10 protein-coding genes, 2 tRNA genes and 1 pseudogene are annotated in these 11,371 nt (G+C 73.2%); 7 read left to right on the forward strand and 6 right to left on the reverse strand.

The window, feature by feature from the left end; genetic code table 11:
• Window positions 1-204: pseudogene (locus tag L7D48_RS19040) on the forward strand (cytochrome P450); the annotation flags it as partial.
• A complete protein-coding gene (locus L7D48_RS19045; RefSeq protein WP_237880667.1) occupies window positions 201-1,145 on the forward strand; it encodes an NAD(P)-dependent oxidoreductase in 945 nt (314 codons plus the stop codon). The pseudogene L7D48_RS19040 and the gene L7D48_RS19045, both read left to right, overlap by 4 nt.
• Window positions 1,146-1,295: 150 nt before the next feature.
• On the opposite strand, the gene L7D48_RS19050 is transcribed toward L7D48_RS19045, so the two are convergent.
• Both L7D48_RS19050 and L7D48_RS19055 read right to left on the reverse strand, forming a co-directional pair.
• Window positions 1,296-1,787 (reverse strand): hypothetical protein, encoded by a 492-nt coding sequence (locus tag L7D48_RS19050; protein ID WP_237880668.1) that lies wholly within the window; start codon window positions 1,785-1,787, stop codon window positions 1,296-1,298.
• Between the two features lie 270 nt (window positions 1,788-2,057).
• Window positions 2,058-2,405 carry a DUF6193 family natural product biosynthesis protein gene (locus tag L7D48_RS19055; protein ID WP_237880669.1) on the reverse strand — a complete coding sequence of 116 codons (348 nt, stop codon included), beginning with the start codon at window positions 2,403-2,405 and terminating at the stop codon, window positions 2,058-2,060.
• A gap of 787 nt (window positions 2,406-3,192) precedes the next feature.
• On the opposite strand from L7D48_RS19055, the gene L7D48_RS19065 reads away from it, so the two are divergent.
• Both L7D48_RS19065 and L7D48_RS19070 read left to right on the forward strand, forming a co-directional pair.
• Complete coding sequence (locus L7D48_RS19065; RefSeq protein WP_237880671.1) at window positions 3,193-3,432, forward strand: hypothetical protein; 240 nt, start codon at window positions 3,193-3,195, stop codon at window positions 3,430-3,432.
• Window positions 3,432-3,809: a toxin Doc gene (locus L7D48_RS19070; protein WP_237880672.1), complete on the forward strand. Its 378-nt coding sequence runs from the start codon at window positions 3,432-3,434 to the stop codon at window positions 3,807-3,809. The genes L7D48_RS19065 and L7D48_RS19070 overlap by 1 nt, the downstream gene beginning before the upstream one ends.
• 210 nt (window positions 3,810-4,019) lie before the next feature.
• On the opposite strand, the gene L7D48_RS19075 is transcribed toward L7D48_RS19070, so the two are convergent.
• Entirely contained in the window at window positions 4,020-4,436 is a 417-nt protein-coding gene (locus L7D48_RS19075) for a hypothetical protein (protein WP_237880673.1), read from the reverse strand.
• A gap of 317 nt (window positions 4,437-4,753) precedes the next feature.
• Here L7D48_RS19075 and L7D48_RS19080 point away from each other — a divergent pair.
• From L7D48_RS19080 to L7D48_RS19090, 3 genes are all read left to right on the forward strand, one after another.
• Window positions 4,754-4,822, forward strand: a tRNA-Ser gene (locus L7D48_RS19080).
• 214 nt (window positions 4,823-5,036) lie between these two features.
• Window positions 5,037-5,097: transfer RNA gene (locus L7D48_RS19085), tRNA-Ser, on the forward strand.
• A gap of 110 nt (window positions 5,098-5,207) precedes the next feature.
• The gene (locus L7D48_RS19090) at window positions 5,208-6,893 is read left to right on the forward strand and encodes a TROVE domain-containing protein (protein ID WP_237880674.1); all 1,686 of its coding nucleotides are present in this window, start codon (window positions 5,208-5,210) and stop codon (window positions 6,891-6,893) included.
• 227 nt (window positions 6,894-7,120) lie between these two features.
• Here L7D48_RS19090 and L7D48_RS19095 read toward each other — a convergent pair whose 3' ends face one another.
• The 3 genes from L7D48_RS19095 to L7D48_RS19105 all read right to left on the reverse strand — a co-directional run bounded on the left by L7D48_RS19095 (window position 7,121) and on the right by L7D48_RS19105 (window position 11,047).
• Entirely contained in the window at window positions 7,121-8,017 is an 897-nt protein-coding gene (locus tag L7D48_RS19095) for an LLM class flavin-dependent oxidoreductase (protein ID WP_237880675.1), read from the reverse strand.
• Window positions 8,018-8,284: 267 nt separating this feature from the next.
• Window positions 8,285-9,619: an endo-1,4-beta-xylanase gene (locus L7D48_RS19100; protein ID WP_237880676.1), complete on the reverse strand. Its 1,335-nt coding sequence runs from the start codon at window positions 9,617-9,619 to the stop codon at window positions 8,285-8,287.
• A gap of 462 nt (window positions 9,620-10,081) precedes the next feature.
• A complete protein-coding gene (locus L7D48_RS19105) occupies window positions 10,082-11,047 on the reverse strand; it encodes a glycoside hydrolase family 6 protein (protein WP_237880677.1) in 966 nt (321 codons plus the stop codon).
• Window positions 11,048-11,371: the final 324 nt, after the last annotated feature.

Raw genomic sequence — 11,371 nt, forward strand, 5'->3', positions numbered from 1 at the left:
GCCCATCTCGTCTTCGGTACCGGCCCCCACTCCTGCCCCGGTGCGCGCCTGGCCCGCGCCCAGCTCGACGACACCCTCGCCTCGCTCGCCCCTCACCGCCCCACCGTCTCGCGCGCCCGCGTGGACCGGGGCGCGGCCCTGCCCGGCTGGCGCTCCCTGACCGTCCGGGCGGCCGAGGCCCGTAGATCCCCGGAGGGCGGATGACCACGATCGCCGTCACCGGCGCGAGCGGCTTCTGCGGCTCGCACGTCGCCACCACGGCCGCCGCCCGCGGCGCCGACGTCCTGTGCGTCGGACGGCGCCCCGGCCCGGTCGGCCGGCACATCCCCTGGGACGCCGCGCGCGAGGTGCCGGACCTGTCCGGCGCCGATCTCGTCGTGCACTGCGCGGCGGCCGTCGGCGACCCGGTGCCCGGTTCCCCCGCCGAGGCCACCATGCGCGCCGTCAACGTCGACGGCACGGTGCGGCTGCTGGAGGGGGCCGCCGGCCGGCCGGTGGTGTGGGTGAGCAGCGCCAGCGTCTACGCGCCCGGGGCCGGGCGCGCCCGCATCACCGAGGACCATCCGGTACGCGGGCACCTGAACGCGTACGGCCGCACCAAGGCCGCCGGCGAGGCGCTGGCGCTGGCCGCGGGCGCCGTGGTGCTGCGGCCACGGGCGGTCTACGGCGCCGGGGACCCGCATCTGGTGCCCCGGCTGCTGTCCCGCGTCCGCCGTGGTCTGCTCCTGCTGCCGGGACCCGGCGTGCGGCTGAGTCTGACCGCCGTCGAGAACCTCGCCGACGCCTGTCTCATGGCCGCCGACTGGCCTGCGGGCGCGTACAACATCGCCGACCCGGCGCCGTACGAACGGGACGAGGCGGTCCGGACGGTCCTGCGCGCCCACGGCGTACGGGCGCGCATCGGCCACATCCCGCTGCCGGTGGCCCGGGCCGCGGCGGGCGCCGCCCAGGCGCCGGCCCGGCTGCGCCCGCACGCGGAGCCGCCGCTCACCCGCTACGCCGTCGACCAGCTGGCGCGTTCCGTGGTCCTGGACGTGTCCAGGGCCGAGTCCCAGGGGTGGGTGGCCGGTCGCACTCTCGACGACTACGAAACCGCCCTCCTGAGGAGCCGCCGAGAAACAACACGCGGGCGAGCGACGCGCTGACATCGGGGGATCCCGAGGATCCCGACAGAGACCCGACAGGGTCGTCCTGTGAGGAACTGAGACAGGAAGCAAGCGGCACGGGGCGCCCAGGACAGCGCGGTCGGCCGTCCGGGGGCAGCCCGCCCGCTGCCGGCAATTCCGGGCGCCGGGCTACAGGTAACTGTCGTCGTGGCGGGCCCGGCGCCACCGCGCCTCGAACTCCTCCCGACCGATCTCCTTCTCCGGCAGGTCGGGGTCGAACAGATCCACCACGGGCGGGTTGAAGATCCAGTCCTCCGGCCCGCTTCTGAGGGCGGTCCCGTCCTCGGTCAGCTCCACCTGCCGGAGCCTGCGCCCGTCGCCTTCCACCTCCATCAGGTAGACCGACCGGTCATCGTCCCCGTAGAGCCCGTCCAGGCGCAGGTGGACGACGGCCCGGTCGGCCAGCGCGCCGAACCCGGGGCGACCGCGCTGGGCATCGCGCCGGGCGCGCAGCTCGCCCAGGCCGCCGGGCAGAACCGGCGCGTCGATGTCGGTCTCCTCCAGCTCCCACGCCCCGGCCCTCTCGACGGCCTCCGGGTCATCGACCACCTCGACCTCGGCGAGCCGCTCGGTCACCTCCCGGGCCGACCGGGCCCACACCCACCACCACAACCCACCCATCCGTAGTCGTGGAGAACCAGGAAACGCGCCCGGGGCGCGGCGTCTGTCATACCGGCCGACAGTACCGAACCCCGCATACGTGAAGCCGGTCGGCCATCCGGGGGGCGGCACCAGTGAAGGTGGGGCAGCCATCGATACAGGAAGTGCCGGACGTGAGCCGGCCACGTCCATGTGACGAGTAGAGGGGGTGGGGGGCGCCTCCGCCCGTCGTGCGCTTCGAGCCGGGTCGGCCGCAGCCCGAAGACCTGGAAGAGGCGGTGCCACACCCGGTCATCCGCCGAGCGCGACCGGGCCGAGGCCGGGCGGCAGCAGGCGCACGGCCAGCGCCACGGCCTCGTGCGCCGTGGCGAACCGGCCGAGGTCCGGGCCGGCAACGCCGTCGCTCACCCCGTACGTGCCGTCGCTGTTCGCCGTCAGGCACGGTCCGACGGCGGTCAGGCGCGGGCGGGTGGTGGTCGAGAAACGCAGCGCCCAGTGGCTCGTGAACGGGTAGAGGGAGCGCAGCACCGGCTCGGCGTGCGCCGCCTCGACCAGAGCCTGGTACGTCTCGCTCCAGGCACACTCCAGTTCGTCCGCTTCCTGGCGCAGGCTCTGCCACTCGGATGCCGCCAGGCGCACGGGATCATGGTCGGACCCGGCCGCGGCCTTCGGCGTCGGTTGCCGCCGGTGCCCGCCTGCGTACGGAAGCCGATGCGTACCGCCAGACGTGGCATCGTGCCGGGCACGGGCGGGCCGTCGGCCTCCACGCGGTTCTCTACTCACCGCCACCGTCGCCGCCGGTCCGGCTCAGGCCCCGGCGTTGGTTCTTCCCGGAGCGGCGCAGCACCTCCCCCGCGGCGAGCGTCACGGCCGCCGCAACGCGGACCCAGCGGGGCCCGCCGCGCTCCGCCCACACCACGCATACGCACCCGCCGACGGCAAGCGCCAAGGCGCCGATCAACACCAACTCGGCCATGCTCCCCCGCCTCTGCGTTTGTCCATACGGCCCGGTTGATCATCTCAGGCCGGAACGGAACACCCCGACAAGGATGCCCCGTCGGACCGCCACCGGGACAGCAAGCCGGGCGGGCGGGACGGCCCCACGGCAAAGAGGAGCCCACCCCCGGGCTCGGGAGTCGAGCCAGAGCTTTGAGGCGTGCCCTCCGAACGGGACCGGTCTTCAGCCTTCGGGCGGTGAGCTGAGCGGATCCGCCGCGTTGCCCGTGTCAGCCGCAGGGCCGCCAGGACAACCGCAGGCCCCACCGGCCACAGGGCCGTTCTGCCTGTGTCCGCGGAGGCGGCGTGCCCAGCCGTTACCCCGGCGGCGTCGAGTGACAGCACGACGAGTGGGACGGTGACCGCGAGTCGCGGGGTGCGCGGCCGTCCTCCCTGGCCGGTCAGGTACCAAGTAGGTACCATGCGGGGTATGCCGTCACTGAACATCACCTTCACCGAGGAAGAGCTGGAGGCGGTCCGCGCCGCCGCGGCCGCCGAGGGCAAGTCCCTCAAGCAGTACGTCCACGACCTGCCGCTGCGCGAGAAGCAGCGTCTGCAGTTCACCGGCTACGCCCTGACCTGGGGCGAGGAGCACCGGGCGGAGTTCGATGAGGCGTTCCCCGACGAGGTGCCGCCCGCCCGTCGCGCCCGCGAGGCCGAAGCCGCCTGATGAACCCGCTGTACATCGACGTCTCCTGGCTGCTGGACATCCAGGAGAAAGCCGTGCCCGAGGACCTGTCGGTGGCCGACTACTCGGCCCTGGTCGCGGCCGTGGCCCGGCACAGGACCCGCATCCCCCACCCGGACGCCGCCGACCCCGATCCGGCCTGGCGGGCCGCCTCCCTGCTGCACACCCTGGTGCGGCTGGAGCCGCTGCCGTACCGCAACAGCCTGTACGCCTGCCAGGTCACGGCCGCCTACATGCACGCCTGCGGCCAGGGCATCGACCCCCCGTACGGAGCGCTGGTGGACCTGGTCCGCGCCATCCAGGACCGCAAGGCGACCGTCTACCAGGTGGCCGACCGCATCCGCGCCTGGCGCATCTGACCGCCGGGCCGGCCCCCGCCGCCCGGCCGGCACGGCGCCCCCGGGCCCGCCTCACCCTCCGGGACGGTGCGGGCTGCGGGCTCTGAGAACGCTCCGGGACAGGTCTTGCCGCGCGGACCCGGCCACGAGGGAGGCCGGCCCGGTTCCCGGGCGGGTGCTGCGGTCCCCCGTCGTGACTGTCGTGGCCGCGCGCCACCGGCGGCGGGAGGGTCAGCCGAGCGTGCCGGACTGCTCGGCTTTCAGGTCGTCCTCGGTGAAGGCCACGGCCTCGCGCCCCACCCCGAGCACGTCGAGCAGGATCTCCAAAGCGGCTTCGACGTCCTGGTGGTACCGGTCGACCCACACGAACGTGCAGTCCTTGCCCGGCACCCAGGTGAAGGCGAACTCGGTGCGCCGCAGGCGGAACAGGGCCGCATCCACCGGGCCGGGGTCCTCCCAGGTGTGCTCCACCTCCAGCCGCAGCCGGGCCGCCAGTGCCTCCAGCGGCGGCCTCAGCCCGGCGACCAGCCGGTAGAGGGTGGAGGCGGCCTGCCACAGACTGTGCTGGGAGACGGGGTTGTTGCCCACGTGGTACGGCGGGACAGCCGCGGACTGCCAGTCCGGCTCCGGCCCCGGCACCCGGACCATACCGGGTGCGTTACCGGGGTCCTCTCCCCCGCCCGGCGACGCAGGAGTACGCGCGGTCCCGGCCGTGCCCGGTGAAGGAGTCGTCACCCGCCTCATGATGGGTCAGGGCTGTGGTTCCGGACAACCGGCCCGGCGCGGCCGGCCGGACCGGTGGTGGCGATCCGAGCGTGGGCGGACCGCCCGGTGGGCCGCGGCCGTACGCCCCGCCCCCATGGCGCGAGGAGGCGCGATGCCGCCGGCCGCAGGCGAAAAGCCGTACCCACAGGCGCTGTTATTCAGTTCTCGCTGTCAGCGGGATGACCTACAGTGAGCGTGCCCGGGTGCGCAGGTGACGGGTACTTCGATTTGGGATCGAGTGGTTGCAGGTTCGACTCCTGTCCGGCCGTGCGTGAGTTCGGCCGGTAGCTCAACCGGCAGAGCGCTTACGTTCCCGTCGCCGACCTTGTTCTCCGGGCCCACAACTTCATACCTCTGCACCTCCCGGTGCGCAGGCTGCGGTTACTTCTCCGGCGAAGCACCTTCGGGTGCGCGGGTTCAAGTCCCGCAGAACCGCAGCCGTCCTGATCTCGGGAGGCTCAAGCATCGGGGGGCGCCCGGTGCGCAGGCGGGTGGTACTTCTCCTCTCAAGAGAAAGACGCGGGTTCGAATCCCGCCGCCGGCCGTACGGCCGGTGTAGCTCAGCGGCCCAGAGCACCACGTTCCGTCCGCCGACCCTGTTCTCGGGCGCCCCGCTTTGCCGGACGCCTCTCCTCCCACAGAGAGGGGCTCTCCATGGCTCGCTTCAACACCCGTACCGCCCTCCCCGCGGGCTCCTCCCCCGTCACCACGACCGGTGGACGCACGACCACCCACCACGGCGGCGCCGGCCACCTGCGCGACCCGCGCGGCGAGCTCTTCCTACTGGCCGTGACCAACCTCGTCGGACAGGACACCTTCTACGAGACCGGCGGGCAGCGTGACGACCGCTTCACCCGGCTCGTACGACAGCTCGCGGTGGAGGACCCGGCCTGGACCGCCGGCCTGCTGAAGTGGCTGCGCACCGGCGGGAACATGCGCACCGCGGCGATCGTCGGGGCAGCCGAGTACGTCAGGGCGCGTCTGCGGGCTGCGGGCAGCCGCCCCGCGGGCGACCACGAGACCGCCGAGCCGGGCAGCGGACGGCGGGAGGGCGACGGCCTGCCGCACCCCGCGGTCTCCAACCGCGCGGTGATCGCGTCGGTGCTGCAGCGCGCGGACGAGCCGGGCGAGTTGCTGGCGTACTGGACGTCCCGGTACGGCCGGGCGATCCCCAAGCCCGTCAAACGCGGCATCGAGGACGCGCTGAGGGGGCTGTACACCGAGCGGGCGCTGCTGAAGTACGACACCGCCGCGCGTGGCTTCCGGTTCGGTGACGTGATCGAGCTGGTGCACCCCAAGCCGGCCGCGGCGTGGCAGGGTGACCTGTTCCGGCACGCGATAGACCGCCGGCACGGCCGGGACCGGGACATCCCCGAGTCGCTGCTGACGCTGCGCGCGCGGGCGCGCCTGACGGCCATCCCGGCGGCCGAGCGGCGGGCGCTGCTGTCCGGTCCGGCCGCGCAGGTGGCGCTGCGGGACGCGGGCATGACGTGGGAGGCGCTCGCCGGGTGGCTGCAGGGTCCGATGGACTCTGCGGCGTGGGAGGCCGTGATCCCGTCGATGGGGTACATGGCGCTGCTGCGGAACCTGCGGAACTTCGACGAGGCCGGGGTCGGTGACGAGGTTGCCCAGCAGATCGCGCGGCGCCTGGCGGATCCGCAGGAAGTGGCGCGCTCGAGGCAGTTGCCGATGCGGTTCTACTCCGCGTACGTCGCGGCGCCGTCGCTGCGGTGGGGGTACGCGCTGGAGAAGGCCCTGACCGCAGCACTGGCGAATGTGCCCGCGCTGTCGGGGCGGACGCTGGTCCTGGTGGACACCTCCTCATCGATGAACGAGGGGTTCTCCAGGGACGGCACGGTCAAGCGGTGGGATGCCGCGGCGCTGTTCGGGATCGCGTTGGGGCAGCGGTGCGCGGAGGCGGACGTCGTGTCGTTCTCCTCGGCCCGCTACTACCTGGGCGACTCCCCGGGGGCGAGGACGAAGAGGTTCCCACTGGGGCGTGGGGAGTCGCTGCTGCGGGCGGTCGGCCGGTGGAAGGACGGCGGCTGGTTCCTCGGCGGCGGCACCGACACCGCGCTGGCACTCCGCGAGGAGTACGCCGGGCACGACCGGGTCGTGATCGTCACCGACGAGCAGGCCGGGCACGATGTGCGGGAGGTGACCGAGTCGATTCCGGCGAGCGTGCCGATGTACACGTGGAACCTCGCCGGGTACCGGGCCGGGCACGCGCCGTCCGGCGGAGCGAACCGGCACACCTTCGGTGGGCTCACCGACGCCGCGTTCCGTATGGTGCCGCTGCTGGAGGCCGGGCGGAACGCGGCCTGGCCGTGGGAGAGCTGATCCGCCCCTCGCACTGCGAGTGGCGCGTCGCGGTCCTCCCACCGGCGGCGACCGGGCTCTCCACCGTCTCCTGGACGTGCTGCTGGACGCGGCCCGCCCGGGCCCGGCCGGCGGAGCGACCGCCTGCCCACCGCGCCGATCGGCTCCGTGTTCGCCGGCACCTGCCGCAGGGCCGGCGGCCGCCGGCCATGGACACGCCTGGCATGGCTGCGGTCCTGCGGCCGGGCTCACGGTCCCACTCGGTCCGCGCGGAGGCGGGCGAGCAGCTTCCCGGCGTCCTCCAGGGCCGGTTCACGCACCACATAGCGAGTAATGCCCCAGCGCCGCTCGTACTCGGCCAGTGAGGCGGCGATCTCCTCCTCGGTGCCGATCCAGGCGTACGGCGCGGCCAGGACATCCCGCACGGTGCACCCGGTCGGCTCGGCGAAACGGTGCGCGGCCGACTCCGCGTCGTCGGTGATCTCCACCACCTGGACGAGTGCCTCGCGCGCGGGCGGGATCCCCCGCCCGGCTGCTCCCCGTTCGACCAGTTCCACCTGCCGGTCGATGTCCTCGGCCCGCCACCGCACCTCGTGGCTGTGCCCGTCCGGCAGAGTGCGGCCGAGCCCGCTCAGCCCGACGACATCGGCGTGCTCGCCCGCCCACCGCAGCAGGGTGGAGTTGCCGCCGCCGAAGGTGAACGGCACCCGGTCCTGCACCGGGCGCGGATTCTCCAGCCGGGCCGACCGGGCGTACACCTCCGGGCCGTCGAGGGTCACTTCCTGCCCGGCCAGCAGGGTGCGGCAGGCCTCGGCCACGGCGGTGAAGCGCCGTACGCGTCCGGCGACGTCGGGGCGCCGTGAGCCGGTCATGGTCCACTCGGCGGGGGTGTGCCCGGCGCCCAGTGCCAGCCGGGCCCGGCCGCCCGAGACGACGTCCAGGGTCGCGACGTCGGAGGCGAGCAGCAGCGGCTCGCGCACTCCGGCGTTGGCCACGTAGGGCCCGAGGCCGATGCGTTCGGTGACCGGCGCGGCGGCCGCCAGGGCGACGAACGGGGAGGCCGCCGCCCCCGGGTGGTCGGGGACGAGCAGCGCGTCGAAGCCGGCCGCCTCGCAGCGCCGGGCGAGAGCAGTCCAGGAACTCATGTCATTCGGTACGGCCTGTACAGAAAACGAGAGCATGGCGGCCATCCTGGCAACGCGGGCCGCCTCACCACCACACCCGGGGACAGCGGTCAGCCGACAGCGAACGCCGCGGTGAAGACCGCACCGTCTCCCGCCCCGCCAGGCTTCTCCGGTCCACGGGTCGCGGGAGTTCCGCGGCCCGTGGAGGCGCCGGGCGGGTCGGCGTGAGGATTTCCGGTACCGGCTCCTCCCGGCACGGCGAGCCGCCGGCGAACGGACGCCGACCGGCTACGCCGGAGTTCCAAACGGTTGGGCAGGGGTGCAGGTCACGTCCGCCGGGGTGCCGGCCGTCCCTTCGCCCCGGAGGCCGAAGGTGGTGCTCGCGTCGCTGCCGAGGGTGCCGTTGTAGCCGGCGTTGCGGACGGTGACCTTCTGTCCGTCGACGGTGAGGTATCCGTTCCACACGTGGCTGATGGACTGGCCGCCGGGCAGCGTCCAGGTGACGGTCCAGCCGTCGATCGGCGCGGTGTGGCCGTTCCCGACGGTGATCTCGGCGGTGAAGCCGCCCTGCCACCGGCTGGTGACGCGGTAGGTGGCGGTGCAGTCGCCGCCGGGTTCGGGGCTGCCGCCGCCGAGCGCGGCGGCGATGGCGTGGTAGGCGGGCTTCTTGGCGAAGTGCTCGTCCCACGGCAGGGCGGCGCCCTCACCGGGGAAGACGGAGGGGACCCAGGAGTACTTGTCGGTGTAGTCCCAGACGGTGATGCCGACGCACCGGGAGACCGCCAGGCACGCCTCGACCACGGCGCCGTAGTCGGCGGCCTGCCGGGTGTCCTTGGCGGCGGTGCGCGGCAGGGTCATGCGGATGTCGAGTTCGGTGATGGCGACATCGACGCCCAGATCGGCGAAGCGCTGGATGTTCCGCTGAAGGCTTGCCGGGACCTGGCCAGCGATCAGGTGGGCCTGCATGCCGACGCCGTCGATGGGGACGCCCTGGGCCTTGAAGGACTTCACCATCTCGTAGACGGCGTCGCTCTTGGGGCCGATGCCTTCGATGTTGTAGTCGTTGTAGTAGAGCTTGACGTCCGGATCGGCCGCGCGGGCGGCCTTGAAGGCCTCGGCGATGTAGCTGTCGCCGATCTTCTGCTGAAAGACCGACTGCCGGCGGCTGCCGTCCTCCTCGAACGCCTCGTTGACCACGTCCCAGTGGGCCAGCCGGCCCTTGAAGTGGTCGACCTCGTGGGTGATGTGGTCGCGCATGACCCCGAGGAGCTCACCGGCCGGCACGTCGCCGACCCAGCTCGGCAGCTGGTTGTGCCACACCAGGGTGTGTCCGCGCACCGACTGGCCGTTGGACTCGGCCAGGTCGACCACCTCCTCGGCCGCGGTGTAGTCGAACCGGCCCCGGGACGGTTCGGTGTACTGCCACTTCATGGTGTTGCCGACGGTGATCTGGCCGAACTCGCTGCCCAGGATCCGCGTGTACTGGGTGTCGGACAGTTCGGGGTTGTCCGTGGCGGAGCCGAAGTAACGGCCTTTGGCCTCGGCCAGTTCGCCCAGGGTGGCGGTGTCGGCGTGGGCCGTGTGAGTGGGCGCGACCGCGGTCAGGCCGGCCGGCAGGGCCACCAACACTGTGGCGAGGAGGCCGGCCGTGCGGCGGCCTCGGGTCGGGCGGTGGCGGAGCATGGGGGGTGTCCTCCGATTCGGGAGATGTCCGGGGCTTGGTGTGTTGCCGTGCCGGCAGGTCGGCGAACCGAGCCGGCCCTGTCCCGGTTCCTCTCCGCAGGCGGCAGGCGCCGCCCGCTGATGCCGGGCCTCAGGCGGGGCTCCATCCGGCTTCTCCCGCGGCGCCCGGGCCGTCCCGGGCGCGTTGCGCGGGTCGCTGAGAGGCCGGATGGAGCGGCGCGGCGGGCCGGTGCCCTGCCCGCCGCGCCGGCACGGACGACCGGGGGGGGGGCGGAGCCTGCCCGGTCCGCTCCGCCTTCTGCGGCGTCCCGCGGGCGCGGGGCGCTTCTTACGGCCGGGAGTTGCCGAGCGCTCCTCAAGGCGTGCGGGGTGTCCCCGGGCCGGGCTCGCGGGATTCGGGGATCAGTAGCCGTAGATCATCTTGTAGGCGACCTCGGGGAGGAACTGGCCGGCCGAGGAGCCGGCTCCGACGCCGCAGTTGCCGTCGGACTCGCCCGGAACCTTGATCCACAGCAGCATCTCGGCGCCGCCGCCCAGTTGGGTGGGGGTACCGATGCGGCGGCCCGAGGGGTTGCACCACTGGCCGTTGGAGCCGTTGCCGTTGCGGCTGGTGTCCACGACGAACGGCTTGGTGTAGCCGTAGCGGGCCCTCAGTTCCCTGTTGACGGCGTTGCCGTAGGCGGTGTTCTCGGCCGTGGTGAAGTAGTTGGAGACGTTGAGCGAGAAGCCGCGGGCCTGCCGGAGGCCGGCCTCGTGCAGACGCTGGGCCATGGTCGCCGGGGCGGCCCAGCCCGGGTTGCCCGCGTCGAGGTAGACCCAGGTGTTGGGGGCCTGGCGGCTGAACTCGGTGAGGGCCCCGGTGAGCATGCGTTCGCGCTCGTCGATCTGGGCCTGCGTCATGCAGCCGTAGTCTCCCAGCGAGTCCGGCTCCAGGATCACGACGGCCGGACGGTTGCCGATTCCGCCGGCGAACTGCGCGATCCAGCTCGCGTAGGCGGACGGCGAGGAGGCCCCGCCCGCGGAGTGCCCGCCGCAGTAGTCGCGGTTGTAGATGTTGTAGGCGACGAGCAGGGGCAGTTTGTCGGCGCGGTCCGCCGCCCCCGCGTACGCGCCCGTGGCCGTGCCGATGGCGCCGCTCCACGAGCCGAACCAGCGGGCCGTCGGGGTGTTGGCGATGGAGGCGTTGATCGCGGACGCCCGGCCGTCGCCGGGGTTGGAGGCGACCCACCGCTTGGCGCTGGAGTCGGGGTCCACGTAGAACCCGTTGGTCATGGTGGTCGGGTCGGCTGCGTGGGCGGACGGAGCGGCGGCGAGCGCCAGTGGCAGGGCGAGGAGCGCTGCCGTGAGGGCGCGGATGCTGCGGCGCATGTCGGTACCTCGGGTTCCTGGTGGGGGGAGCGTCACGCGCCCGCGCTCCGGGCGTGCGACGCGCTGAAGGAGGTGCGGTGGTACGTCTTCCTGCCGACGGCGGGCTCTCCGGCGGGGAGGACACACGCAAGGGTTCGGTGGAGATTCTGGGAGCGCTCCCACTGGAAGCGCTCCCAGCCTCCGGAGCCCTCGCTGTGACAGGTATCGTGTGGTTGGGTCCATTGGGCTGTCAAGTACTCGGGAAATCACCGTCGATGGCACGACGGAGGCATACACCTTGTTCCTGGAAGCGCTTCCAGCCCTTGCCGGCCTCCGTCCCCTCCG

Source organism: Streptomyces sp. ICN903 (assembly GCF_022015835.1).
Taxonomy (GTDB): Bacteria; Actinomycetota; Actinomycetes; order Streptomycetales; family Streptomycetaceae; genus Streptomyces; species Streptomyces fenghuangensis.